This is a genomic window from Mycobacterium sp. UM_11, from assembly GCF_001414075.1.
GTDB lineage: Bacteria > Actinomycetota > Actinomycetes > Mycobacteriales > Mycobacteriaceae > Mycobacterium.
In genome coordinates this window covers 37,420-63,202 of sequence record NZ_LATC01000019.1, presented here as the reverse complement: position 1 = coordinate 63,202, position 25,783 = coordinate 37,420, and the positions used below count along the sequence as shown (strand labels likewise).

Below are 25,783 nucleotides of genomic sequence, written 5' to 3'. Positions count from 1 at the left end.
TCAGATGTGTATAAGAGACAGCACGTGTGAAGGGCTGCCGCTGCGGGTAATTGTCCAGTCAGCGAACGTAACTGGAGGCATAAGATGCGGCTGCGTCGCAGCGTTCTCAGCAAACCGGGCATCGCGCGCAAGCGCCGTGGCAAGGGCTTCGCGTATTACGGGCCCGACGGCGATTTGCTGACCGACCCCCAAACCCTGCAGCGGATCAAGGATCTGGTCATTCCGCCGGCCTGGAAGAACGTATGGATTTCGCCGCACCCCAACGGCCACATCCAGGCCGTCGGCGTCGACGCGGCCGGCCGCCGCCAGTACCTCTACCACACCGCGTGGCAGCAGGAACGCGCCGAGGAAAAGTTCGACCGCGTCCTGGAACTGTCCACCCGGTTGCCCCATTGGCGCGCGGCCATCGCGAAAGACCTGAACCGCAGCGGCCTGACCCGCAAGCGGGTGCTGGCGCTCGCGCTGCGTCTGCTGGATCGTGGTTACTTCCGCGCCGGCGGCGAGCAGTACGCCGAAGAGCACGAATCCTACGGGCTGGCGACGCTGCTGTGCGAACACGTGGTGGTCCGCCGCGACTCGGTCGAATTCGATTTCCCCGCCAAGAGCGGCGTGCGGCGGACCGTGGAGATCGAGGACCCCGAAGTGGTCCGCGCGGTGCGCGCGTTGATGCGCCGGCCCGACCGTACCGAGCGACTCCTGGTGTGCCGCACCTCGGCCGGCTGGCTCGATGTGCGCTCCGATGACCTCAATGCCCGGTTCAAGGAGCTCGTCGGCAACGAATACACGGTGAAGGATTTGCGCACCTGGCACGGGACGGTGTTGGCCGCGACGGCGTTCGCCGATGCGGACCCGGCCGTTTCCCGGCGGGTGGCCAAACGGGTGGAGTCCGCCGTGATGAAGGAGGTCGCCGAGGAGCTGGGCAACACCCCGGCGGTGGCCCGCGGCTCCTACGTGGATCCGCGCGTCGTGACCGGCTACGAGCAGGGGCTGACGATCGCGTCGGCGGCGCGGCGCGCCGAACGCGCCCGGCACCCCGACGCGGCCCAGGAGATCCTGGACAAGGCCACCCGCATGTTGATCCGGCGGGTGGCCAGGGGCCACAGCGCGGGGGAATCATCCGCGCTGCCCAAGAGCGCGTGAGCAGACGACCGTCCGAAAGTTGCTCCGGCAAACCGCTTCTCAAACGATGCAGGCGGCACGCCCGCAGGGGTTGTAACCGCGGCCCCGGCAACGCCGTGGCCGCGGCCCGAAAGACCCACGAATAACGGCGGCGATTGGGGGTATGCCCCGAAAGTGGGAAGTGCCTTGGCCGCCCATTCACGCCTGACTGCGGTCGAAAATCACGGCCGCGGGTCTTCGCAGCAAACCGCGTCCAGCGCGGCCGCTGTGCCGGCCGGCGAACGTAGCGACACTTCACCGAACCGTCTGTCTAGGAGGAACATCAATGGCTAAGCAAGAGGTCTCCGACTATCTGCTGGAGCGTCTGCGGGCATGGGGCGTCGAGCAGGTTTTCGGCTACCCCGGGGACGGCATCAACGGGTTGCTGGCCGCGTGGGGCCGCGCGGACAACAAGCCGAAGTTCATCCAGTCTCGCCACGAGGAGATGAGCGCCTTCCAGGCGGTCGGCTACGCGAAATTCACCGGCCGGGTCGGGGTCTGCGCGGCCACGTCCGGGCCCGGGGCGATCCATCTGCTCAACGGCCTCTACGACGCGAAGCTCGACCATGTTCCGGTGGTGGCGATCGTCGGCCAGACCAACCGCACCGCGATGGGCGGCAATTACCAGCAGGAGGTCGACCTGCTGAACCTGTTCAAGGACGTCGCCAGCGACTACGTCCAAATGATCACGGTCCCCGAGCAATTGCCCAACGTCCTGGACCGCGCGATCCGCATCGCGATGACCCAGCGGGCCCCGACGGCGTTGATCATTCCCAGTGACGTGCAAGAGCTGCCGTACTCCCCGCCCGAGCACGCGTTCAAGATGGTGCCCTCCAGCCTGGGCATCGAATACCCGCAGATCGCCCCGGACGACGCGGCGATCAGGCGCGCGGCCGACATCCTCAACGCCGGCAAGAAGGTCGCCATGCTGGTGGGCACCGGCGCCCGCGGGGCCCGCGAAGAACTCGCCGAGGTGGCCGACCTGCTGGGCGCCGGCGCGGCCAAGGCGCTGCTGGGCAAGGACGTCTTGTCGGACGAATTGCCTTGGGTCACAGGCTCTATCGGCCTGCTGGGTACGCGCCCCAGTTATGAGCTGATGCGCGATTGCGACACCCTGCTAACGGTCGGATCCAGTTTCCCCTACACGCAGTTCCTGCCCGATTTCGGTCAGGCCCGCGCGGTGCAGATCGACGTGGACGGCCGGCTCATCGGGATGCGCTACCCGTACGAGGTCAACCTGGTCGCCGACGCGAAAGCCGGCCTGCGAGCGCTGATTCCGCACCTGCGCCGCAAAGAGGACCGGTCGTGGCGGGAGGGCATCGAGAAGAATGTGGCGCGGTGGTGGGAGACCATGGACAAGGAGGCGATGGTCAGTGCCGACCCCATCAACCCGATGCGCCTGTACTCCGAGCTTTCCCCGCAGCTGCCCGAAAACGCCATCATCACAGCGGATTCCGGTTCGGCGGCCAACTGGTACGCCCGCAATCTGCGCTTCCGCGGCGACATGCGCGGCTCGCTATCCGGCACCCTTGCGACGATGGGCCCCGGCGTGCCGTACGCGATCGGCGCCAAATTCGGCCACCCGGACCGGCCCGTCATCGCGTTCGTCGGCGATGGCGCCATGCAGATGAACGGCATGGCCGAGCTGATCACCATCAAGCGGTACTGGCAGGAGTGGAAGGACCCCCGCCTGATCATCGCGATCCTGCACAACAACGACCTCAACCAGGTCACCTGGGAGATGCGCGCCATGGCGGGCGCACCGAAATTCCATGAATCGCAGGCGCTTCCCGACGTCGACTTCGCGGCGTTCGCGGCCAGCCTCGGCCTGAACGCGATGGCCATCAAGGACCCGGAGGAGCTGCAGGGCGCGTGGCGGCAGGCCTTGTCGGCCGACCGCCCCACGGTGCTCGACGTCTTCACCGACCCGGACATGCCGCCCATCCCGCCGCACGCCACCTGGGAACAGTTCAAGTCGGCCACGGCCGCGGTGCTGTCCGGAGACGAGGACCGCGTCGGCTTCGTCAAGGTGGGCCTCAAGACCAAGGCGCAGGAGTTTATGCCGCACAAGAAGAGTTGAGCCGAGTCACCTGTTGGCGTCGACTGACGAACGCGCGCTGCGCAAGTCCTCGACGAAGAGCCGGTAGGCCTCGTCGTGCCCGTCGCTGCGATCGCGCAGCACCGCCGACGGGTGGACCGTCGCGACGACGATGGGGTCGGGCTGCACGTCGACGGCCGACGGCGGCAGCCGCACCTGTTGGCCCCGCTGGGCCGATATCCGAAAGTCCGCTCCCAGAAGGGATTGCGCGGCGGTGGCGCCCAGGCACAGGATGACCCGCGGGCGCACCGCCTCGATCTCGGCGATGAGCCAGGGCCGGCAGGCGACCACCTCGGTGCGGCCGGGCTTCTGGTGGATGCGCCGTTTGCCACCCTTGCGGGTGAACTTGAAGTGCTTGACCGCGTTGGTCTCGTACGTCGACGCCGGGTCGATGCCGGCGTCCTCGAGCGCGCGGGCCAGCAGTCGGCCGGCCGGCCCGACGAACGGCTCCCCCGCGCGGTCCTCTTGATCCCCCGGCTGCTCGCCCACCAGCATGAGCGGCGCTCCCGAGTCCCCGCGGCCGAAAACCGTCTGCGTGGCATCGGCGAAAAGCGGGCAGCCACGGCAACATTCGGCCGCCGCCCGCAGCGCATCCAGCGACCGCCGCTCGGGCAGGTAGCGCTCGGCACCGGGTGCCTTGGTTGCGGTCATCTGATTCCCTTGCCGGGGCTGGGGCGCCCCCGCTCCCCCTCGGGTGGGGGCGCCCCAGTGAGCCGTTAGCCCTTCCCGACGATGGCGTCGCGGGCGCGGTCCAGCATCGCCGCGAACGGTCCGGCGGCCAGGTTGGCCGCCTGCGATTCGACACCGGCATGCGGGCGGGTCGGCGCGATCGCCTCGGCGAGCTTGGCCGCGCGGCCCATTCGTTCGAGCTCCTCGCCGCTCAATTCCTGGCCCAGCTTGGCGAACTCGTCGCGCTCCTCGTGCTCGGCATGCTCGACGACCGCGTCGCGAAGCTGCGTCAACAGGCTGGTGAACTCCGCGCTGTCGACGTCGATTTTCTCCAGCTTCTGCAGAACGGTCTTGGCCTCGTGCTCTTCGTGGAGGCGCTCGTCGACCACCTCGGCCGCGTCGGCCAGCTTCCGCTTGGCCCGCGGGTGCACGATTTCCTCTTCCGCCGTTTCGTGGACGGCCAGCAATCGCCGGAGTTCGACGAACGCCTTCTCGCGTTCCTTCCCCGACGCCGCCAGCGTGGTGGCGAACAACGACTTGATCTGTTCGTGCTGACTGACAAGAAAGTCGACCACATCGGTGGGCGACTTGATGGCGGTCTGAGCCATGATGTCCTTCCCATCTACCTTGGCGCGCGGGCTGATGCGCGCTCCATGTCGGCTACCCGACGAAATCGGGCACCAAACGGGTACGCCCATGCGCCAGTGGGTAGTTCTCCACCAACTGCGAACAAGGAGAACGCTCGTGGCCATCGGTCTCCGCCGCCGGGTGGTGGTCCTCGGCGCCCTCGTCCTGGCCGCCGGCTGCGCGGCGCCGGGCGCGTCATTGGCGAGTGCACCCGACGTCGAGGTGTGGTCGGTCGCCGCGCCGTTGCGCGAACCGGTCTGGTCCTATCACACCCACGCCCTCGTCGCGCTCACCGACGATCACCGGCTGGCCGAGGTGAGCGCCGGGGACCGCCCGGGCGACGCCAAGACGCGGTTATCGGCGCCCATGGCGGTCGGACGCAATCTCCAGATCAGCCGGAAAGACGCCGACATCGTGTTCGTGCCTCAGCCCGAGCGTGGCAGGGTCGCCGAGGTCGACCTCGAAACCCTGCGCCCGGTGGGCGATTTCGACGCCGGACCCGCCCCGGCGTATCTGTCCGAGGACGCGGGCCTGCGGATGCTGCTGGCGCTGTCGTCGGACGGAACGTCGGTGACACCGGTGGACCAGTATGGCCTGCGCAAGCTGCGCACCGCCACCGTCGCCGGTGATCCCGCCGACAGCATCGACGGAGCCAACCGCGGCCGCCAGATCGACTACCACGTGTTCGCGCCGTCCGGAATCCGCCACTACCAGGGGTCGCAGTCCCCGGCCGAGGAGCGCGGTTCGCTGGGCATGAACGTCGCGGTGTCGGCGGGTGACGGCGCCGCGGTGACGCGCAGCTACGTGGCCGGCCACGACGACGCCACGCTCTACGCGGTGGACTCGCGGCGCGGTGGCGAGGGTTTGACGGTGCTGGCCAGTGCCCGGCTGCCGTCGGCGGTCCGTGAACTGGGCACCGACGACACCCGGATCTACGCCGCCACCGACCGCGAAGTCGTGGTGCTGGAAACGGCGAGCTTCACCGGTTTCGCAACCCACACGATTCCCGTCCTGCGCGTCATCGTCTACCGGGCGGGACTGCCGCCGGCGGCCCAAGCGGCACCGTTGTCCGGCATGGCGATCGGGCCGCATCGGGTGTACCTCACTTTGGCCGGCGCGCCCTATGTCGTCAGCGTCGCCAAGCCCGGCCTGTAACGCCCCAACGTCGGCTACATTTCGGGCAGGGTCGGCCGGTAAGGAGGTGCTGGCGTGACCAACCCGCAGGACCCGTATTGGCAGAACCCGTACACCTACGACCCGCTCGGCCGGATGCCGCCCACCCCGGACTACGAGCCGCCGGTCTTCACGCCCCCGCCCGCCCCGCCGCACCGACCGCCCGTCAACGTGCTGGCGACGCTGTCGCTGGTGTTCGCGTTCGTGTTCGCGCCCGTGGGGGCGATCCTCGGACACGCCGGGCTGGCGCAGATCCGCCGCACCGGCGAGCTCGGCCGGGACCGCGCCCGGGCGGGACTGGCGCTGTCCTACACCTTCATCGCCGTCGCCGTGGTCGGGCTGGTCGCATGGGCAATCTTCGGCGCAGCACCGCCCACCCAGACGGCGGCGCCGACCTCCACCCCCACGAGCGCGGCGATGCCCGCGGCGGCCCCGGGCCCCGTCGCGCCGGACGCCCTGGCGACGCTGCTGCCGGGCGCCGACGCCCTGAAGAACATCACCAGCGACCAGAACCTGCAGGCCGGCCAGACGTGGGACAACATGGGCCGCCCGGGCGCGGGCGGGGCGATCGACCGGCCGGAATGCTGGGGCAGCGTCGCCCCCGGCACACCGGACGCCTATTCGGGCGCCGACGTCGCGGGATACCGCGCGACGGAGTTGCGCGACTCGCGCAGCTTCCTCAAGTCCACCCAGGTCATCCAGGCCGTGGTGGCCTTCCGCGACCCGCCGGCGGCGCAGGCGCAGCTGGCCGCGTTGCTGTCGGGGTGGCGCCGATGCGGCGGCTTGACCGTGACCCTGACTCCGCCCAACGGGGAGGCGCTGCCGTTCGCGGTCGGCGCGCCGGCCGATGCCCCCAACGGCATCACGACGCTGGACCTCGCACCCAGGGGACTGCAGATCCGCTCGGCGCGGGCGGTCGCGGCCAAGGCCAACGTCATCGTCGACGTGCTGGTCTCCTGCAGCGGCACCACCGACGGCGACCAACCGCGGGTGGCGGGCGTGGGCATCGCCAGCTACGTGCTGGGCAAGCTTCCTGGTTAGGGTTGGGCGCATGAAGTATCTCGACGTCGACGGCGTGGGACGTGTCAGCCGGATCGGCCTGGGCACCTGGCAATTCGGGTCTCGTGAGTGGGGCTACGGGGAGGGGTACGCGTCGGGCGCCGCCGGTGACATCGTGCGCCGCGCCCTCGCCATGGGGGTCACGCTGTTCGACACCGCCGAGGTGTACGGGCTGGGCAAGAGCGAGCGGATTCTGGGCGAGGCGCTGGGCGACGAGCGCGCCAACGTCGCGGTGGCCAGCAAGATCATGCCGGTCGCGCCCTTCCCGGCTGTGATCAAGCAGCACGAACGGGCCAGCGCGCGGCGGTTGGGCCTGGACCGCATCCCGCTCTACCAGATCCATCAGTCCAACCCGGTGGTTCCCGACACGGTGATCATGCCGGGCATGCGCGACCTGCTCGAGAGCGGCAAGATCGGCGCGGCCGGCGTCTCCAACTACTCGCTGGCGCGCTGGCAGAAGGCCGACGCCGCGCTCGGGCGGCCCGTCGTCAGCAACCAGGTCCACTTTTCGCTGGCCCATGCCCGGGCGCTGGAGGATTTGGTGCTCTTCGCCGAACGGGAGAACCGCATCGTGATCGCCTACAGCCCGCTCGAGCAGGGGCTGCTGGGCGGCAAGTACGGCCTGGATAACCGCCCCGGCGGCATCAGGGCGCTGAACTCGCTGTTCGGCACCGAGAACCTGCGCCGCGTCGAACCGCTCCTGCAGACGCTGCGCGACGTCGCGACCACCGTCGGCGCCAAGCCCGCCCAGGTCGCGCTGGCCTGGCTGATCAGCCATCCGGGCGTGGTCGCCATTCCCGGCGCCTCCAGCGTCGAACAGCTGGAGTTCAACGTCGCCGCCGCCGACATCGACCTGCCCCCGGACGCCCGCGAGGCGCTCACCGGCGCGGCCCGTGCGTTCCGGCCGGTCTCGGCCGGGCGTTTCCTGACCGACCTGGTCCGCGAGAAGCTCGGGCGCTGAGGCTACGGCGGCGACCCGCAGCGCCCGGCTTCGCCGCGCTCGCGATCGCCGCTGAGGCTACGGCGGCGACCCGCAGCGCCCGGCTTCGCTGCGCTCGCGATCGCCGCTGAGGCTAGGACTGCGCGGAATCTGCGAACGCGGCCGGACTGGCCGGCGCGCCCCGCGCCACGACCACCGGCATCGAGGTCGCGGCGTTCGTCCGCAGGATCGTGTGCACCACGTCGATGAGGTCCTCGACCGGCATCAGCTTGCCGGGCATGCAGCCGCGCGATGCCCACAGCGGCACGGCCTTCATCGCGAGGTCCATGTCCCAGTCGACGTTCATTCCGGTCTGCCCGTCGCCCTCGCCTCCCGCGCATTCCCCGACGATCAGGGTGGTGAAGCCGATGTCGGGGTGCTCGGCGCGCCACGCGTCGACCATTCGCTCGAGCGCCGCCTTGCTGACGCCGTACGCCCCGAGGCCCGGCCATGGCGGCCCGAACGTGCCCGCATCGGAGGACAGATAGACCGACTTGCCCGCGGAGGCCGTCAGGTGCGGCACCGCGGCAGCCGTCACCAGCGCCGCGCCGATGACGTTGGTGTCGAAGATGCGCCGCCAGGTGGCGGCGTCGGTCTCGACCATGCGCACCAAGGGCCCGACGGCGGGCGTGTAGACGACGTTGTCGATGCCGCCCAGCGCGTTCGCGGCGTTCTCGATCGCCGACCGGCACGAGGCCTCGTCGGTGACGTCGCATTCGACGGCGACCGCGCCCGGGCCCGCCTCCTGCGCGGCGGCCTCGATGCGCTCGCGGCGCCGCGCCAACAGCGCTACCTGATCGCCGCGCTGCGCCAGGCCGACACCGATGCAACGACCGAGCCCGCTCGAGGCGCCCACTACCACTGTCCTTGACATATTTGCCCTCTCTTGTAACGAGCTGCCGTCGGCAAGAACCTACCGGATATCACCCGGCGCATGTCGATGGCTGGGCTGGCTAATTCCGGACGACGGTGTTCCGGTCCCCCAGTTTTGCCCGGTACATGGCCTCATCCGCCCGGGCCGTGATCGTGTCAACCGAATCCCCGGGTAGGGCAAGGGTGGCGCCAATGCTCAGGGTGGCCGAGACCGTCGTGCCGGCGGCGTGGATGGGTTCGGCGGCCTGCCTGCGGATCTCTTCGGCGATCTGCGCGAGCTCGTCGGCGCTGCGGACACCGGGCAGCAGGACGAGGATTTCGTCGCCTCCGGTTCGTCCGACGGTGTCGCCGCGCCGAACGCTTCCTTCGATCCGCGCCGCCAGGGTCGCGAGCACCGAGTCGCCGACGCCGTGCCCCCAGGTGTCGTTGATCTCCTTGAAATGGTCGACGTCGCAAAACAACACGCCGACATAGGCCCCTACCGGTTGCGGTTCCTCGAGCGCGGCGGCGAGCCGGCCGAGGGCCTCGGCCCGGTTGGCCAGCCCGGTCAGGGTGTCGAACCGGGCGAGCCGCTCCAGGCGCTGCTCCGCCTTCACCTGATCGTCGACGACGCGCACCGCCGCGATCATGCCGTCGATGTTGCCGTCGGCGTCGACGTACGGTTTGCCGTGGCTCTCGACCCAGTGGTATTCACCGTCGGCAGAGCGGATCCGGAACCGTTGCACGACCGATTCGCCGGCGGCGACCCTGCCCACAGCGGCGGCGACCGTCTCGATGTCCTGCGGGTGGATGTGGCGGTTGAAACCTGGGCCGATCCACTCGTCCGGCGGCCGGCCCAGCGCGGCCTCCACGGACGGCGACACCCATACGACCTCGTCACCGCGGAGGAGCACGACGATGTCCACCGCGTTGTCGGCCAGGATGCGGTATCGCGCCTCGGCCTCGGCACGCTCGGTGCTGACCAACTCCTTCTCGATCAGCAGTTTCTGCTCGTTCTGAATGAACAAGAAAGTGATCACCCCGACGACGAGGGTGCCCAGCAGAATCGAGAAGGTCCACTCGGCGTGCGGTCCGACCCCGAGCCCCGAAAAGATCGGCCGCGATATCGCGACGACGACCGGAAGCGCGGCGAGCAGGCCGGCTAACCGAAGCAGCGACTTCCGGTCGGGGCGGGCGAGCAGCCAGGCGACCGGGAACCGATCCGGGCGCGCCAGCGCCGTCGCCGCGGCGACCAGCAACAGCGCCGACGCCGTCATCAGTGCCTGGCCGGTCGAAGACGAAGTGCCCACCAGCGCCAGCGCGTCGAAGAGGTAGGCACCGACGGTGACGAACGGAATGGCCCCGCCGGCGGCGGTGCACGCGGGCCGGACCACGCGGGTCCCACGATCCACTCGTATCAGGCCGGTGGCCGCCGCCAGGAACAGCGCCGACACGCCTGTCTGCGGGCTCGGCCGCCCCGGCCAGCTCCATCGTGACGCACGGACCGCGTCACCGAACCACACCTCGTCGAATCCGGACGATGGCCTGCCGGTGGCGTACTCCGCAAGCACGATCGCGGCGAGGACGCCCACGACCAGTGCCAGTCCTCGCCCGGCCCACACGCGCCCCCGCGAGGGGCGCCCCGACTGGAGCAGAATCGCCGCGTCCAGCGCGACCAGCCACGCCCCGGTCCACGGCATCATCTCCGGCCAGGTCGGATGGATGCGGGTCAGTCGGTCAATACCCGTCGCCCAGCCCACCCAGGTCAGTGTCGCGATGGCGAACACCACCAGCAGGGCGATCCGCCGGCACCAGGCCACGTCGTTGAGGCACGCGTCGGGGCTCGGCCTCTCCATCGGCGGCCCCTTCCTCCCCCACCGCGCGCGCCCGTCAGTGTGCGCGGATCGACGACCGCGCCGGAGGGCAAAAGGTAATCAATCCGTGGGCGAAAGGTCCTCGATGGCGGGCGATCCCGGGATGGTCAGCCGCCGTCGGCGGCTTGCAACACCACGGCGGTGTGCGCGTCCACGGTGAGCATGCCCCCGCCGGGCACCTCCTCCGCGGGCGTCTCCTCGTCGGGACCGGTGAAGACAACGAGTTGCCAGGCCGCGCCGAATTCCTTTGGCGGCAAGGTGAATTCGATCGGCTCGTAGTGGGCATTGAAGCACAGCAGGAACGAGTCATCGAGGACCCGCTGGCCCCGGGCGTCCCGGTCGGGGATGCCGTGCCCGTTGAGGAACACCGCGAGGGATTTCGCGAAACCCGCGCCCCAGTCCTCCTCGGTCATCTCCGCGCCCTCAGGGGTGAACCAGGCGATGTCCGGTAGCCCGTCCTGACCGCGGCGGCCCAACGGCTTGCCGGAGAAGAACCGGCGCCTGCGGAATACCGGGTGGTTGGCGCGCAGCGCCGACACGGCCCGGGTGAACTCCAGCAGGCCGTTGTCAACTTTCGACCAGTCGATCCAGGTGAGTTCGTTGTCCTGGCAGTAGCCGTTGTTGTTGCCGTTCTGGGTGCGACCCAGCTCGTCGCCGTGGCAGATCATCGGCACGCCCTGTGACAGCAGCAGTGTGGTGAGGAAGTTGCGCTGCTGTCGGGCCCGCAGCGCGTTGACGTTCGGGTCCTCGGTCGGCCCCTCCGCACCGCAGTTCCACGACCGGTTGTGGCTCTCGCCGTCGTTGTTGTCCTCGCCGTTGGCCTCGTTGTGTTTCTCGTTGTAGGACACCAGGTCCCGCAGCGTGAACCCGTCGTGCGCGATGACGAAGTTGATCGAGGCCACCGGCCGGCGCGCGGTGTGCTCGTAGAGGTCGGCCGACCCGGACAGGCGGTAGGCGAACTCGTCGAGGGTCGAGGGCTCGCCGCGCCAGAAGTCGCGCACCGCGTCGCGGTACTTGCCGTTCCACTCCGTCCACTGGGGCGGGAAGTTGCCGACCTGGTAACCGCCCGGCCCGACGTCCCACGGCTCGGCGATGAGCTTCACCTGGCTGACCGTCGGGTCCTGTTGCACGAGTTCGAAAAACGCGGCCAGCCGGTCCACGTCGTAGAACTCACGCGCCAGCGTCGCGGCCAGGTCGAAACGGAAGCCGTCGACGTGCATCTCGGTGACCCAGTAGCGCAGCGAGTCCATGATCAGCTGCAGCGCGTGCGGATGCCCGACGTTGAGGCTGTTGCCGGTGCCGGTGTAGTCCATGTAGTAGCGCTTGTCGTCGTCGACCAGCCGGTAGTAGGCGGCGTTGTCGATGCCCCGCATCGACAACGTCGGGCCCATGTGATTGCCCTCGGCCGTGTGGTTGTAGACAACGTCGAGGATGACCTCGATACCGGCCTCGTGCAGCGCGCGCACCATCGCCTTGAACTCCTGCACCTGCCCGCCCGGCGAGGTGGCGCTGGAGTACTTGAAGTCGGGTGCGAAGAAGCCGATCGTGTTGTAGCCCCAGTAATTAGAGAGGCCCTTGTCCACCAGCGTGGAGTCGTTGGCGAAGTGGTGCACCGGCATCAGCTCGATGGCGGTGACGCCGAGGTCCTTGAGGTGCTCGATGATCACCGGGTGCGCCACCGCCGCATAGGTGCCGCGCAGTTGCTCGGGGATGTCCGGGTGGGTCTGCGTCAGCCCCTTGACGTGCGCCTCGTAGATGACCGTGTCGGCGTACTGGTGGTCCGGCGGACGGTCGTTGCCCCAGTCGAAGTACGGGTTGATCACCACCGACTTGGGCATGAAGGCGGCGGAGTCGTCGTCGTTGCGGCTGTCGGGGTCGCCGAAGTTGTAGCTGAAGAGGGCCTGGTTCCACTCGAAGGAGCCGTCGATGGCCTTCGAATAGGGGTCCACCAGCAGCTTGTTCGGGTTGCACCGCAGCCCCTGCTGGGGGTCGTAGGGCCCGTAGACGCGGTAGCCGTAACGCTGACCGGGCTCGATGTTGGGGATGTAGGCGTGCCAGACGAATCCGTCGATCTCCGGCAGTGTGACGCGGCTCTCGGTGCCGTCGGCGTCGAACAGGCACAACTCCACCCGCTCGGCCACTTCGCTGAAGACGGCGAAATTGGTCCCCGCCCCGTCGTAGGTGGCGCCCAGCGGGTAGGCGCGGCCCGGCCACACCTCTCCGGTGGGCGTGGGGGCGGAGGCTGCTGCGGATGTCATGGCGCAATCAATACCCTACCGGGGCCTCACCCAAACGGTGGTTCGGAAGCCCTTGCAGCAAAACGGTTTTCAAGGTCGTAACATGACCTTCACCGCGCCGTCCTGCTTCTTCTGGAAGATGTCGTAGCCGTGCGGGGCCTGGTCCAGCGGCAGCACGTGAGAGGCGAAATCGTCGACGCCGAGCGGGTCGTCGTCGGTCAGCAGCGGCATGATGTCGCCCACCCACCTCTTCACGTTCGCCTGACCCATCCGCAGGGTCACCTGCTTGTCGAAGAGCGTGAGCATCGGCAGCGGGTCGGCCATCCCGCCGTACACACCGATCAGCGATATCGTTCCGCCGCGGCGCACGATGTCGATGGCCGAGTACAGCGCGTGCAGCCGGTCCACGCCGGCGGTCTGCATGAACCGCTTGGCAACGAAATCCGGCAACATGCCGGTGGCCTGCTGGGCGAGCTTGGCCGCGGGCGAGCCGTGGGCTTCCATGCCCACCGCGTCGATGACGGAGTCGGAGCCCCGCCCGTCGGTCAGGTCCCGGATGGTGTCCCCCAGCGGGGCGTCGAGCCGTGACAGGTCGATGGTGTGGATGCCGCGCTGCGCCGCGCGCCCGAGGCGCTCGGCCACCAGGTCGACTGCGATCACGCGGTAGCCGAGGTGATCCGCGATGCGCGCGGCCATGTCGCCGATCGGGCCCAGCCCGAGCACGGTGACGGTGCCGCCGTCGGGGATGTCGGCGTAGGCCACCGCCTGCCACGCCGTCGGCAGCACGTCGGACAGATAGACGAACCGCGAATCCGGCGGCCCCACAGGAACTTTGATGTGCGTGAACTGAGCCTGGGGCACCCGCAACAGTTCGGCTTGGCCGCCGGGGACTTCGCCGTACAGTTCCGAGTATCCGAACAGCGCGGCCCCCATGCCCTGCTCACGCACCTGGGTGGTCTCGCATTGGGTATAGAGCTGCTGGCCGCACATGTAGCAACTGCCACAGGAGATTTGGAAGGGGATGACGACCCGGTCGCCTATCCGCAGGTCGCCCGTCTCACCGCCGACCTCGCGCACGATCCCCATGGGTTCGTGCCCGAGGATGTCGCCGGGGTTCATGAACGCCCCGAGAATCTCGTAGAGATGCAAATCGGAGCCGCAGATGTTGGTCGACGTGACTTCGACGATGGCGTCGGTGGGCTTCTCGATCTTCGGGTCCGGCACCGACTCCACCCGGACGTCGCGCTTGCCGTGCCAGGTGACAGCCTTCATGTGCAAAGCACATACCCCGCCGGGGCGCACCGAAACGCAGTCAGCGCCGGCGGCGCTTGATCGGGTGCTCGCTTTCGACCAGCCCATGAGCGATGTCGATGAGCCTGGTGTTGGATTGTTGCGAGAGCCGGGTGAGCAATTCGAACGCTTCGACGGCGTCAAGATTGAAGCGTTCCATAATGATTCCCTTTGCCTGACCGATGATGTCCCGCGACGCCAGGGCGCTGCGGAACTGGTCCTGTCGCTGCATCACCGACCACGCCAAAGCGACGTGCGTGGCGAAGACGGCGCCGAGTTCCACCGCCTCGTAGCGGAACGCGTGCGGCCGATCGGCGTAGAAGTTGAGTGCGGCCAGGCTGTCGTGGTTGACGAACAACTCGTAGGACAGGATGGACCGGATCGGGGTCTGTTCGAGCGCGTGCCGGCGATAGCGCGGCCAACGCTCCTCGACGGTGAGGTCGTCGACGTGCATCACGTGGTGCCGCCAGGCCGCCTCCACACACGGCCCCTCCCCGTACCGGTCCTGTATCGCGTCCAAGACGACGGGGTACCGGTGGGTGGCGGCGACGTTCGTGACCGCCCTGCTCTTCTCGGCCAGCGTGATCCCCGCGTACTGGGAGCCCGCCACGTGCTGGACGCCGTTGTGGATCAGTTCGCGCAAGCCGACATCGGTATCGGTTTCGTCGTGCTCCAAGCTGGCGACCAGTTTCGCCAGCTGGGCGACGATTACCTCGCTGTCCTGTTGCACGGCCTTACCCCTCCGGGCCAATTCGGGCATGCGCAATTTCGAGGTCTCGACCTCGCTTGTCCCATCTTTCCGGCGACACGCTTACCTGTCTACCCCGGAAACGAAGTCTATGGGCCATAGAACGAAGCTCTAGGCCGGCCCAGGCGGCCCGGCACTACGTTCCGCCGACGACGCGCGTAAGTCGTTGATAACCAAGACTTTTTGCCGCAGTGGCCGTCGCCCGACGAAGCGGGACGGCGCTTGGTCCCCCGATTCCTCCTACACTCGGCTTGGTGACCTCAATCGTGATCGTTGGCAGCGGCTTCACCGGATTCACCTGCGCGCACCGCCTGGCCCGCATTCTGCGCCGGCGGCGCGCGCAGGCCGACATCACGATCGTCTCTCCCGTGGACTACATGCTGTACACCCCGTTGCTGCCCGACGTCGCCGGCGGGGTCGCCGATGCCCGCTTCGTGGCGATCCCGCTGGCCAACACCCTCAAGGGGGTGCGCGCCGTGCGCGGCCGCGTGGACGGGGTGGACTTCGCCCAGCGCACGCTGAATTACTGCGATCCCGAAGAACGCAGCCACACCATGTCCTGGGACCGGCTGGTGCTCACGCCGGGCTCGGTGACCAAATTATTCGACGTGCCCGGTCTGGCGACCTGCGCGCGCGGCTTGAAGACCACCGCCGAGGCGCTCTACCTTCGCGACCATTTCGTGGAGCAGCTGGAGTTGGCCAACATCGAGGACGACCCGGCGGTGGCCGCGGCCCGGCGCACCGTCGTCGTGGTCGGGGCCTCCTATTCGGGCACCGAACTGGTGACCCAGCTGCGCGCGCTGGCCGACGCGGCAGCCAAACAGATGCGCTTCGATCCCGCCACGGTCCGGTTCGTGCTGCTCGATCTGGCGGAGCAGGTGATGCCCGAGGTCGGCAAGAAACTGGGCGATGCCGCGCAGAAGGTGCTCCGCCGGCGCGGCATCGACGTCCGCCTCGGCATCACGCTGAAGGAAGCGCACGCCGATCACGTTGTGCTCAGCGATGATTCGCGCATCGACACCCGCACGGTCGCGTGGGTCACCGGCGTCACGGGCGCGCCGCTGATCCAGGATCTGGGACTACCGACCGAGCGGGGCCGGCTCAAGGTGCAGGCCGACTTGCAGGTGCCGGACCACCCGGACGTGTTCGCCGCCGGCGACGCGGCCGCGGTTCCCGACCTGACCCAACCGGGGAAGATCACCCCGCCGACCGCCCAGCACGCCACCCGGCAGGGCAAGGTGCTGGCCCGCAACGTGGCGGCCAGCCTGGGTCACGGCACTCCCAAGCAGTACAAGCACCGCAACCTGGGCCTGGTGGTCGACCTGGGACCGTGGCATGCGGTGGCCAACCCGCTGAACATCCACCTGTCGGGGCTGCCGGCGAAATTCGTGACCCGGGCCTACCACCTGTACGCGATCCCGCGGGGCGTCAACCGGTGGGCGGTGTCGCTGGCCTACCTGACCGACCTGCTGTTCAACCGGTCGGTGGTTTCCATCGGCCTGGCCTCCGAGGAGGACTCGCAGTTCGCGGCCAGCGAGGGCATCCCGATGCCGAAGACGGGCTGAGGGCGGCTCAGCCCTCGGCCGACTTCTGGGCCATCGCGTAGCCGAGCTGCAGAAAGTCGGCACCGGCCAGTGCGGTGAAGACGCCGGCGATCAAGCGGGTCAACCGCGGGGCGAAGACCAGGCCTATGGCGAAGCCGGTCGCCACCCACATGTCCAGGCAGAACGGGCAGGTCAACAGCTCCCCCAGGCTGTGCCGCAGCTGGCTCTCGTCCCTGACCTCCTCCTTGACCTCCGCCGGGCCGCCCGTCCCCGCGTAGCGGGTGAACGGCGCCCGCAAGGGGCTGGTCACCGCGTCCTTGGTCACGGTCCGCGAGAGCTTGTGGGTGCCCAGCGTCACCAAGACGAGGTCCTGGATGCGCCAGCGGGGCGGCAGCGTGCGCCCGGTGAGCAGCGCGGCAGCGGTCGCGGCGGCCACCACGACGCCGTAGATCATCAGCACCGCCAGGTAGCCGCCGAGCGGCTGGGGCGCCTCTCCGCGGTACGCGTCGGCCTCGCGCCGCGCTCCGTCGACCACCTGGGCCTTGGCCTCCGCCACCTCTGCCATCGCATCTCCTTCAACTCAAAGGCACAGCAGGGGGTGTACCCGATGTCGGTCGGCGCAATCCGAGGCCGCCGTCAGGGGTCGTTGGCGCCGGCCTCGGCGAGCTTCGCGGTTTTGGCGGCCTTGCGCAGCGTGCGGTTGGTGGACCGCAGGTCGGTGTTGGCGGCCGAGAGCGTCGCGTTGTGGTCCTCGAGATCGAGGATGCGGGCCACGCCGGCCAGGTTGACGCCGGCGTCGACCAGCTCGCTGATGCGCTTGAGCCGGGCCAGGTCGTCGTTGCTGTAACGCCGGGTTCCGCCGTTGCTGCGCGCCGGCGTGAGCAGTCCATAACGCTCGTACAGGCGCAGCGACTGCACCGGGATGCCCGAAAGCTCGGCGGCCACCGAGATGCCGTACACGCCGTGATCGGGCGCCGGGGCGCCGGAATCGCCGCGTTGGTCGGTCATCACCCGCTCCCCCTCGAAACGAACTGCCTTAGAAAATCTGTTTATCACACTTGCAGGCATAGTGTCGACGGTGCTATATAAAATCTATGTCATTGGACATAGGTAAGAACCGGACCACAGCCTAGATTGGAGTGAGAGGTGACCACCATGCTGATGCGTAGCGACCCCTTCCGCGACCTCGACCGCTTTGCCCACCAGGTGTTCGGTACGGCCGCCCGGCCGGCGGTGATGCCGATGGACGCTTGGCGCCAGGGCGAGGAATTCGTCGTCGAGTTCGACCTGCCCGGCATCGATGCCGAATCGCTCGACATCGACATCGAGCGCAACGTGGTGACCGTGCGTGCGGAGCGCCCGGCCCTTGACCCGAACCGCGAGATGCTGGCCACCGAGCGTCCGCGCGGGGTGTTCAGCCGGCAACTGGTGCTCGGCGACAACCTCGATACCGACAAGATCGAGGCATCCTACCGCGAAGGCGTTCTGCGCCTGCGCATTCCGGTGGCCGAACGGGCGAAGCCGCGCAAGATCACCGTCGGCCGCGGCGACGCGCACTCGGCCATCGACGAGAAAGCCTCGCAGCGCGAGGTCATCAACGCCTGATCGGCCGCGGGGGGCGGCGGCCCGTGTTGAAACGGCCGCCGCCCCCCGGGAACGGGATGCGCAATGAAATGGGAACTGGACGGTCAAACGGTCGACGTCGAACGGGCGTTGGCCGGCGGTTCCGCGCAACCGGCCGGCTGGTTCCGCTTCTACTTCACCGATCAGCGCTGGGAGTGGTCGGAGCAGGTGCAGCGGATGCACGGGTACGAGCCGGGCACCGTGACGCCCACCACCGAACTGGTGCTCTCGCACAAGCATCCGGACGATCGCGGGCAGGTCGCGGCCACCATCAACCAGATCGTGAACACCCGCCAGGCGTTCAGCACGCGACACCGGATCGTCGACACCGGCGGCAACGTGCGGCACGTCGTGGTGGTGGGTGACCGGTTATTCGACGACGATGGCGACGTGGTCGGCACCCACGGGTTCTACATCGACGTCACCCCCGCGCCGGGGCATACCAACGAGGAACTCGTCAGCGCCAGGCTGGCCGAGATCAACTCGAACCGGGCCGGCATCGAGCAAGCCAAGGGCATGCTGATGCTGGTCTACGGCATCAGCGCCGACGCGGCCTTCGAGTTGCTCAAATGGCTTTCGCAGGAAGCGAATATCAAGCTTCGGCCGCTCGCCGAACAGATCGCCGACGACTTCCGCGGCGTCGGCGCGCGCCTGGACGCCCAATCGGAGTTCGACCACCTATTGCTGACCGCGCACGAGCGCGTCAACCATCAGTCATGACGACTTGCGGCGCCGGGTACCGGCGGCCGCCACCAGTTGCGCCATGCCCTTCTCGATGCCGTCGGCGAGCGCGTCGATGTCGGGCGCGGTGTCGTAGTCGGCGGTGATGCCGAAGACGAATGTGTCTGCGTAGCTGAGCATCGCGACGCCGGTGCGCACCTGCAGGGCGATCGGCGGGATCGGCAGCAGCTCCAGCACCGGACGGCCCATCAGCCGCTGCCGGCTCCGTGGGCCCGGAACGTTGGTGGCCAGCGCGACCACCGCCCGCTGAGGCAACCGCGAGAGCAAGCGAATCGCCCACGCGGACAGGGCAAACGGGGTGCGTTTGGCCGCCACTACCATCGCGCTGCCGCCCTCGCTCTGACCGCTGGACTTGGCGTGGGAGAGCCGGTCGTGCACCAGCTTCAGCTGACGCACCGGGTCCGCCTCGTCGACGGGCAACAGCGGCAGCATCGCCGAGACGCGGTTGCCTGCGACGTTGAAGTGGTCCACCGCGCGAACGGAGACGGGAACCAGCGTGCGCAGCGATTCGTGGCCGGGACGTTCCCCGCGCGCGAGCAAGATCTCGCGATAGCTGCTGGTGATCGCCGCCAGCGCAACGTCATTCAGCGTGACCCCGAACGCGCGGGCGACCTTGTGCATGTCGGCCAATCGGGCCCGGGCCGCGCTGTACCGGCGCATGGTGGTGACCGGTCCGTTCAACGACGATTCCGGGGCGGGGTGCAGCAAGCCGGCCGCCAGCTCCGCGGCTCCGATCGCCGCGTGTTCGGCCGCGGTCATCGCACCGAGGGCGCCCCGGCCGATTCCGCTCACCCAACTCAACGGGTTGAGGCTTACCTTGAACACGCCCGTCTGCGCCGGGACCGGCTTCTTGCCGGCGCCGACGTCGGAGGCGAAGGTGTCGCGGTCGCCGTCGTCGCTGAACTTCGCCAACAGCTGCGTCGTCGCGATGCCGTCGGCGATGCAGTGGTGGATCTTGGTCAGCACCGCCCACCGGCCCTCGCTGAGACCCTCGATGATCCAGCACTCCCACAGCGGGCGCTCGCGGTCGAGCCGGCGCTCCATCAGCGACGCGATCACCTCGAAAAGCTCGGCGTCGCCGCCGGGTTGCGGCACCGCGATGCGGTGCAGGTGACGCGCGAGGTCGAAGTGCGGGTCGTCCACCCAGTCCGGTGGCCGCAGGTCCAGCGGATGGGTCCGCAGGACCTGTCGGCAGCGCGGAATCGTCGCGACCCGTTCGGCGAACGAGGCGGCAAATTCCTGGTATGTGGGCGCGGGCCCCGCCACGATCGAGACGCCGCCCACCGCCAGGCTGACATGCGGGTCGGAGTCCTCGACCTCGAGGAAGCCGGCGTCCAGGGCGGTCAATTGCTCCACGATGCCACTTTCCGCGCCGCAATGCGCTGGTGGCAGGGCCGTAAGTCCCCAACTACTGAGGCCAAACGGCGGCTGTGGCCGCGTGCCCCCGGGCATATCGTCTGGGGGGTGAGGAGGAGATCAATTGAGCAGCGAGGCAGGTGCTTTCGCCGCCGCCTCCCGCACACTCCGCGAACGCCGCCCGGTCTACGTCCGCTGCCGCATCGACGAAGCGTGTTGACGCAACCCCCCGAAGGAAGAACACCATGAGCGATTTCACCTACGTCCGCTTCTTCGAGGAGATCGGCATCTCCGACGTCCCGCTGGTCGGCGGGAAGAACGCCTCGCTGGGCGAGATGTTCCAGAAGCTGACCGGACAGGGCGTTCGGGTTCCGCATGGGTTCGCGATCACCGCCGAGGCCTACCGGCACGTACTGGACAGCGCCGGCGCCTGGGACGCGTTGCACGCCGCGCTCGACGACCTCGACCCCGACGACGTCACCGCGTTGGCGCGCAAGGGCAAGCGGGCCCGCGAAATCGTTTACGGCGCAGGGCTTCCCCCGGAGCTGGCCGCCGAGATCACGGCCGCCTACCGGCAGCTTCAGGAGGAATACGGCGAGGACGTCAGCCTGGCCGTGCGCAGCTCGGCGACCGCGGAAGACCTGCCGACCGCCAGCTTCGCCGGCCAGCAGGAGACCTTCCTCAACATCAAGGGCACCGAGAGCCTGCTGGACGCCTGCCGCCGTTGTTTCGCGAGCCTGTTCACCGACCGGGCCATCCACTACCGGATCGACCAGGACTTCGACCACTTCAAGGTGGCGCTTTCCATCGGCGTGATGAAGATGGTGCGCTCCGACCTCGCCTCGTCGGGGGTGATGTTCACCCTGGACACCGAATCCGGCTTCCACGACGTCGTATTCATCACCGGTGCCTATGGGCTCGGCGAGAACGTGGTGCAGGGCGCCGTCGACCCCGACGAGTTCTACGTCCACAAGCCGACGTATCAGGCCGGCCACCGGGCCGTGCTGCGCCGGCTGATCGGGGACAAAGCGGTCAAGATGATCTACGTCGAGGGCGAGACCAAGAACACCGTCCGCAACATCCCCACCCCGAAGGCCGACCGCGCCCGGTTCTGCGTCACCGACGACGACGTGCTCGAGCTGGCCGGGTACGCCTGCACCATCGAGGCCCACTACGGGCGGCCGATGGACATCGAATGGGCCAAGGACGGTCTCGACGGGCGGCTCTACATCGTCCAGGCGCGCCCCGAAACCGCGGCCTCGCAGCGCAGCCAGACGACGATCGAAAGCTACGTGCTCGAGGGCAAGGGCGCCGAACGCAAGGAGGTGCTCGCCGAGGGCCGCTCGGTCGGCGAGAAGGTCGCCACGGGCGTCGCCCGGCGGATGGACAACCTCGGGAAGCTGTCGGAGTTCCAGCCCGGCGACGTGCTGGTCGCCGACATCACCACGCCCGACTGGGAACCCATCATGAAAATCGCCGCGGCCATCGTGACCAACCGCGGCGGGCGCACCTGCCACGCGGCGATCATCGCCCGCGAGCTCGGCATCCCCGCGGTCGTCGGCGCGGGTGACGCCACCACGAGCGTGCCCGACGGCGAGCTCGTCACGGTGTCGTGCGTGGAGGGCGACACGGGGCGGGTCTACCGCGGCGAGTTGGGCTTTCGCGTCGAGCACACCGAGGTGTCCGACCAGGAGCGCCCGCAGACCGAGATCATGCTCAACCTCGGCAACCCGGATCTGGCGTTCAAGACGTCGTTCCTGCCGAACGACGGCGTGGGGCTGGCCCGGATGGAGTTCATCATCAACGAGTACATCCGGGTGCACCCGCTGGCCCTGCTCCACCCCGACCGGGTGGACGACGCCGAGGCCCGGCGGACGATCGAAACGCTGACGTACGCCTATTCCGACGGCGCCGATTTCTTCGTGGAGCGCCTATCGGAAGGGATCGGCACCATCGCCGCCGCCTTCTGGCCCAAGCCCGTCGTCGTGCGGATGTCGGACTTCAAGACCAACGAATACGCCAGCCTGGTCGGCGGCAGCGGCTTCGAGGCGGCCGAGAGCAACCCGATGATCGGCTTCCGCGGCGCCTCGCGCTACGCGCACCCGGCCTACGCCGAAGGTTTCGCGCTGGAGTGCCGGGCGATGAAGCGGGTGCGCGAACAGATGGGCCTGACCAACGTCGTGCTGATGGTGCCGTTCGTGCGCCGGGTGGCCGAGGCGGACCTGGTCCTGGCGGAGATGGCCAAACACGGTCTGCGCCGCGGGGATAACGGGCTCAAGGTCTACGCGATGTGCGAGATCCCCAACAACGTCATCCTCATCGACGAGTTCGCCAAGCGCTTCGACGGGTTCTCCATCGGGTCCAACGACCTCACCCAGCTGACCCTCGGGGTCGACCGGGACAGCGAGATCGTGGCCTTCGACTACGACGAGCGCGACGAGGGAGTCAAGGAGATGATCCGTCTGGCCGTTGAGGGCTGCCGCCGCAACGGGATTCACTCCGGGTTGTGCGGTCAGGCGCCGTCGGACTACCCCGACATGGCCGAGTTCCTGGTTCGCTGCGGCATCGACTCGATCAGCCTGAACCCCGACGTGGTGGTCAAGACCACCCGGCAGGTCCTGGACCTCGAGCGAGCCGTGCAATTGCAGTAAGGCTCCGCGCGCCGTCCCGCCGAGATTGCCGTCACGGCTGTGGTTGGGGGCGCATCCACGACCCTGAGCGCAATCTCGCGGAAGGTCGCGGGGAACCTCAGGGCCGCGGCGGCTGGCGATAGAGGGCGGCGCCGGCGACGACGTCGGCCCCGGCCGCGACGAACAGCACCCGCGCGCCCGCCGGCAACCGCTGCGCCCGCTGCCCGAACGCGGCGGCCAGGGCGGTGGTATGCATGCGTTCGCCGTCGGCGACGCCGATCTGCTCGACCGGCACGCCCAGCCGGGCGGCCAGCGCGGTGCGGTATCCGGGCCGGGCGGGGGCGGCGACGATCGCGTCGACGTCGGACAGCAGCACCGCCTGCTCGGAAAGGCACGCGGTCACCGCCCGCCCGGCCGCCGCGGCCATCCGCTCGTCCAGCGCCGCCGACTCCGAAAAGCGCAGGACGTTGCGGGAGTCGGCGAAACCGACCGTGGCGCTGAAGGTTTCATCGCCGATTTCACTCGGGTCGGTCACCCAGGAGACGCGGCTGAGACCGTCGTCGTCGTCGGACCAGCCGCACAGCATCGCGGCGCCGGCGGCCGAGAACGGGAAGTGCTCGCTCATGCCGTGCCCGGGGTCGGCGTCGCTGGCGACCACCAGCGCGCGCCGGATGGCGCGGCTGCGCATGAACCCGTCGACGATTTGCAGCGCGGTCAGCAGCCCGCACGTGCCGTTGGCGATGTCGAAGGAGAACGTGCCATGGCCGCCGGCGTGCGGGTCCTCCGGGTTGGCGCCGATGTCGTCCTGGATCAGTGCGGCGAGCGCCGGCTCACCGAGGTTGCGGTCGCGGTAAATGCCGGCGTTGACCACGAGGTCGAGGTCCTTGGCCTCGCATCCGGCCCGCTTCAGGCAGTCCTTGGCGGCGACGACGGCCAGGTGCAACGCACTGTGGCGGCCCCGCAGCCGCGGATGCGAGACGTCGATCCGATCAATCACCGTGCCCATAGCGGCTCACCACATCCTCGTCCAGGGTCAACAAGACCACGCCGATTTCCAGCCCGGAGGCCAACGCCAGCAACGCGATTCGCTCCCCTGGCCTGATCCGCCCGGCCTCGAGTTCCTCGACGAGCGCCACCGTGTGGGTCGTGGAGGCGGTGTTGCCGTAGCGGTCGACGGTGATCACCGCGTCGTGGCGCGGGCTGTCGCCGAACACCTCCGACATCCGGACCATTCCCTTGCGGATGGCGCGCGCGGACGTCTGGTGGGTGATGACGTGGTCGATGTCGTGAATCGAAAGACCCACGGTGTCAAGCACTTCGGTCAACAGCACCGGGGTGTCGGCGATTGCGGCCTTTTGGATGGCGCGGGAGTTGGTGAACATCCGCGCGCCCGGATCGTCCCCCTGCGGATACGCCAGGCACAGCCGGCTGTAGTCGGCGACGGTGGTGAAGCCGGCCAGGGCGATGCCGGCCGAACCGGCCGGCGCCCGCTCCAGCAGCAGCGCCGCGCCGGCATCACCCAGGGTCAGGCAGGCCAGCTCCTTGCTCATGATGTTGCGGATGTGCCGTGCCGCGTTGTTGCTGAGCTGCGAGATGTACTCGCCGCTGACGACGAGCCCGCGCTCGACGACGCCCTGGCGGATCCAGTTATTCAGAATCGTTACGCCCGTGAGCATTCCGGCGCACGCGTTGGACACGTCGAACGTCATCGCGTTCACCGCCCCGATCCCTCGCGCCACGGCGCTGCTCATGGTCGGCTCGAGCCACTGGGTCAGCCCGTCGCGGAACTTGGTGATGCTGCAACTGATCACCACGTCCAGCGCCGCCGGATCCTGCTGGGCGCTGGCCAGGCAGTTCAGCGCCGCCGAGCTGGCCAGGGTGTAGGAATCCTCGTCGCCCACCGACACCCGGCGTTCGCGGATCCCGGTCAGCCGTTCCAGGTCGATGTGGGTGCGGTGGCGGGTGGACGCCATCAGCTCGTCGGTGCTCAGGTGAGTCCCGGGCAGATGCCGGCCCGCGGCCGCGACTCGCGCGACGAAGGGGGCCGCACCGCCCTCCCCGGTTGCTTCCATCACGAGCCAGTGCCGAGTCATCGATGGCACCTCCTTGGCATGTGGGTCACCCACGCATCTCGAGGACTTCGGTCACCGGACGCCGGGCGGTGGGTTGCGGGTGTGGGTCCTTGGCCGGTGACCGGCCGACCCGGATCAGCAGCTGCGGCTGGCCGGAGCCGCCGGTGACTTGCCTGATGATGTCGCGGCTCAGCGATATTTCCGTCATGTGCGTCAGCGTGCAGGTCGCCATGCCGGCCAGGGTGCATTCGAGCAGCACCGCCGACAGCGCCTCACCGCAGCGCAGCACTTCGACCGGCGCATCGTCGTGACGGGTGGACAGGACCACGATCTTGGAGTGGTCCACCTCGATCGCGGCGCGGCGGCGGCCCCCGCCCGCCGGCGGGAAGGCGCGGGCGATGTCGACGCGCGCGGCCTCGGAGCTCGACAGCAGGGCGCTTTCCGGCACGCGGTCGGCGTTCGCTTCGAAGGGCGAAGTCCACCAACGCAATTCGCTCAGGTAGGAGGTATCGGTTCGGCGCAGCTGCTCGGTGAGCCGCGACGCCTCGGCCAGTCTCGGCCGCTCGTCGTCGTCGACCACGTCCAGCGACACTTCGTAGGGGGTCACCGCGGCGCTCAGGGCCGAATGCAGCGTGGGCCACGCGTTCGGTGCGGCCAGGGGAAGCCGGTCGGTGCGGCGGCGGAGGATCGCATCGGCCCGCAGCCGGCATTGCGCCGTCACGTTCGCCACGGGCAGAAAGCCCACACTCGCAAGGTGATCCGGTCTGCCCTCGGTGGGAAATCGTTCGGTGACGCTTTCCCACCCCGCGGCGGCCATGGCGACCCGCAGGTGGTCGAGGACGGCGCCACAGCTCAGGATCAGCTCCCGACCGGTGTGGTCGGTGGCGTGCATCGCGTGGTGCGGGTCGGCCCACAGGTGCAGCCTGCCGCCGTCGGCCACCCACCGCCAGGGCTGGCTGTTGTGCAGCGACGGCGCGCGGCACGCGAGCGTCACCGTGTCCCGGATGACCTGCTCGGTCGGCACTTTCGCATCCATCGTCACCACTTCGTCGA

General features: G+C 68.8%; 22 protein-coding genes. 9 read left to right on the top strand and 13 right to left on the bottom strand.

Annotated features, from left to right (window positions below; all coding sequences use genetic code 11):
- Window positions 1–84: 84 nt before the first annotated feature.
- A complete protein-coding gene (locus WU80_RS07500; protein WP_055405477.1) occupies window positions 85–1,140 on the top strand; it encodes a DNA topoisomerase IB in 1,056 nt (351 codons plus the stop codon).
- Window positions 1,141–1,444: 304 nt separating this feature from the next.
- The gene (locus tag WU80_RS07495; RefSeq protein ID WP_055405478.1) at window positions 1,445–3,238 is read left to right on the top strand and encodes a thiamine pyrophosphate-requiring protein; all 1,794 of its coding nucleotides are present in this window, start codon (window positions 1,445–1,447) and stop codon (window positions 3,236–3,238) included.
- A gap of 6 nt (window positions 3,239–3,244) precedes the next feature.
- Here WU80_RS07495 and WU80_RS07490 read toward each other — a convergent pair whose 3' ends face one another.
- A complete protein-coding gene (locus WU80_RS07490; RefSeq protein ID WP_055405479.1) occupies window positions 3,245–3,907 on the bottom strand; it encodes a UdgX family uracil-DNA binding protein in 663 nt (220 codons plus the stop codon).
- Between the two features lie 65 nt (window positions 3,908–3,972).
- On the bottom strand, window positions 3,973–4,533 hold the full coding sequence (locus WU80_RS07485; protein ID WP_055405480.1) for a hemerythrin domain-containing protein: 561 nt from the start codon (window positions 4,531–4,533) through the stop codon (window positions 3,973–3,975).
- 88 nt (window positions 4,534–4,621) lie between these two features.
- Between WU80_RS07485 and WU80_RS07480 the strand changes: the two genes are divergently transcribed.
- Genes WU80_RS07480 through WU80_RS07470 form a run of 3 tightly spaced genes read left to right on the top strand, consistent with a single transcriptional unit; the run spans window position 4,622 to window position 7,745 of the window.
- Window positions 4,622–5,707, top strand: a complete 1,086-nt coding sequence (locus tag WU80_RS07480) for a hypothetical protein (protein WP_055405481.1) — start codon at window positions 4,622–4,624, stop codon at window positions 5,705–5,707.
- Between the two features lie 54 nt (window positions 5,708–5,761).
- Window positions 5,762–6,766 carry a sensor domain-containing protein gene (locus tag WU80_RS07475; protein ID WP_055405482.1) on the top strand — a complete coding sequence of 335 codons (1,005 nt, stop codon included), beginning with the start codon at window positions 5,762–5,764 and terminating at the stop codon, window positions 6,764–6,766.
- A gap of 10 nt (window positions 6,767–6,776) precedes the next feature.
- Window positions 6,777–7,745: an aldo/keto reductase gene (locus WU80_RS07470; RefSeq protein WP_055405743.1), complete on the top strand. Its 969-nt coding sequence runs from the start codon at window positions 6,777–6,779 to the stop codon at window positions 7,743–7,745.
- A gap of 112 nt (window positions 7,746–7,857) precedes the next feature.
- On the opposite strand, the gene WU80_RS07465 is transcribed toward WU80_RS07470, so the two are convergent.
- From WU80_RS07465 to WU80_RS07445, 5 genes are all read right to left on the bottom strand, one after another.
- Window positions 7,858–8,625 (bottom strand): SDR family oxidoreductase, encoded by a 768-nt coding sequence (locus WU80_RS07465; RefSeq protein ID WP_082460019.1) that lies wholly within the window; start codon window positions 8,623–8,625, stop codon window positions 7,858–7,860.
- Window positions 8,626–8,716: 91 nt separating this feature from the next.
- A complete protein-coding gene (locus WU80_RS07460; RefSeq protein WP_055405620.1) occupies window positions 8,717–10,471 on the bottom strand; it encodes a sensor domain-containing diguanylate cyclase in 1,755 nt (584 codons plus the stop codon).
- 125 nt (window positions 10,472–10,596) lie between these two features.
- Window positions 10,597–12,747 carry a glycogen debranching protein GlgX gene (glgX, locus tag WU80_RS07455; RefSeq protein WP_055405742.1) on the bottom strand — a complete coding sequence of 717 codons (2,151 nt, stop codon included), beginning with the start codon at window positions 12,745–12,747 and terminating at the stop codon, window positions 10,597–10,599.
- Window positions 12,748–12,816: 69 nt separating this feature from the next.
- Window positions 12,817–13,998, bottom strand: a complete 1,182-nt coding sequence (locus WU80_RS07450; protein WP_055402118.1) for a zinc-dependent alcohol dehydrogenase — start codon at window positions 13,996–13,998, stop codon at window positions 12,817–12,819.
- Between the two features lie 40 nt (window positions 13,999–14,038).
- Window positions 14,039–14,776 (bottom strand): GAF and ANTAR domain-containing protein, encoded by a 738-nt coding sequence (locus WU80_RS07445; protein WP_369808501.1) that lies wholly within the window; start codon window positions 14,774–14,776, stop codon window positions 14,039–14,041.
- Window positions 14,777–15,018: 242 nt separating this feature from the next.
- Here WU80_RS07445 and WU80_RS07440 point away from each other — a divergent pair, with 242 nt between their 5' ends.
- Window positions 15,019–16,329 (top strand): NAD(P)/FAD-dependent oxidoreductase, encoded by a 1,311-nt coding sequence (locus tag WU80_RS07440; protein ID WP_055402113.1) that lies wholly within the window; start codon window positions 15,019–15,021, stop codon window positions 16,327–16,329.
- Window positions 16,330–16,336: 7 nt separating this feature from the next.
- Here the strand turns inward: WU80_RS07440 and WU80_RS07435 are convergent, their stop codons facing one another.
- Together WU80_RS07435 and WU80_RS07430 are read right to left on the bottom strand one after the other, a co-directional pair.
- A complete protein-coding gene (locus WU80_RS07435; RefSeq protein WP_055402111.1) occupies window positions 16,337–16,873 on the bottom strand; it encodes a DUF1360 domain-containing protein in 537 nt (178 codons plus the stop codon).
- 71 nt (window positions 16,874–16,944) lie between these two features.
- Window positions 16,945–17,316, bottom strand: coding sequence for a helix-turn-helix transcriptional regulator (locus WU80_RS07430; RefSeq protein WP_055402108.1), 372 nt, complete (start codon window positions 17,314–17,316; stop codon window positions 16,945–16,947).
- A 147-nt stretch (window positions 17,317–17,463) separates the two neighbouring features.
- Here WU80_RS07430 and WU80_RS07425 point away from each other — a divergent pair, with 147 nt between their 5' ends.
- Both WU80_RS07425 and WU80_RS07420 read left to right on the top strand, forming a co-directional pair.
- On the top strand, window positions 17,464–17,913 hold the full coding sequence (locus WU80_RS07425; protein WP_055402137.1) for an Hsp20/alpha crystallin family protein: 450 nt from the start codon (window positions 17,464–17,466) through the stop codon (window positions 17,911–17,913).
- Between the two features lie 63 nt (window positions 17,914–17,976).
- A complete protein-coding gene (locus WU80_RS07420) occupies window positions 17,977–18,651 on the top strand; it encodes a PAS and ANTAR domain-containing protein (protein ID WP_055402107.1) in 675 nt (224 codons plus the stop codon).
- On the opposite strand, the gene WU80_RS07415 is transcribed toward WU80_RS07420, so the two are convergent.
- Entirely contained in the window at window positions 18,646–20,028 is a 1,383-nt protein-coding gene (locus WU80_RS07415; protein ID WP_055402105.1) for a wax ester/triacylglycerol synthase family O-acyltransferase, read from the bottom strand. The two genes, WU80_RS07420 and WU80_RS07415, sit on opposite strands and share 6 nt — an antisense overlap.
- Before the next feature lie 245 nt (window positions 20,029–20,273).
- Here WU80_RS07415 and ppsA point away from each other — a divergent pair, with 245 nt between their 5' ends.
- Window positions 20,274–22,679 carry a phosphoenolpyruvate synthase gene (gene ppsA / locus WU80_RS07410; protein WP_055402103.1) on the top strand — a complete coding sequence of 802 codons (2,406 nt, stop codon included), beginning with the start codon at window positions 20,274–20,276 and terminating at the stop codon, window positions 22,677–22,679.
- Between the two features lie 97 nt (window positions 22,680–22,776).
- On the opposite strand, the gene WU80_RS07405 is transcribed toward ppsA, so the two are convergent.
- Genes WU80_RS07405 through WU80_RS07395 form a run of 3 tightly spaced genes read right to left on the bottom strand, consistent with a single transcriptional unit; the run spans window position 22,777 to window position 25,766 of the window.
- On the bottom strand, window positions 22,777–23,664 hold the full coding sequence (locus WU80_RS07405; RefSeq protein WP_055402101.1) for a 3-oxoacyl-ACP synthase: 888 nt from the start codon (window positions 23,662–23,664) through the stop codon (window positions 22,777–22,779).
- Window positions 23,648–24,751 carry a 3-oxoacyl-ACP synthase III family protein gene (locus WU80_RS07400; RefSeq protein ID WP_055402135.1) on the bottom strand — a complete coding sequence of 368 codons (1,104 nt, stop codon included), beginning with the start codon at window positions 24,749–24,751 and terminating at the stop codon, window positions 23,648–23,650. Before WU80_RS07400 ends, WU80_RS07405 begins: the two co-directional genes overlap by 17 nt.
- A 25-nt stretch (window positions 24,752–24,776) precedes the next feature.
- Window positions 24,777–25,766, bottom strand: coding sequence for a hypothetical protein (locus WU80_RS07395; RefSeq protein WP_055402133.1), 990 nt, complete (start codon window positions 25,764–25,766; stop codon window positions 24,777–24,779).
- Between the last annotated feature and the right edge of the window lie 17 nt (window positions 25,767–25,783).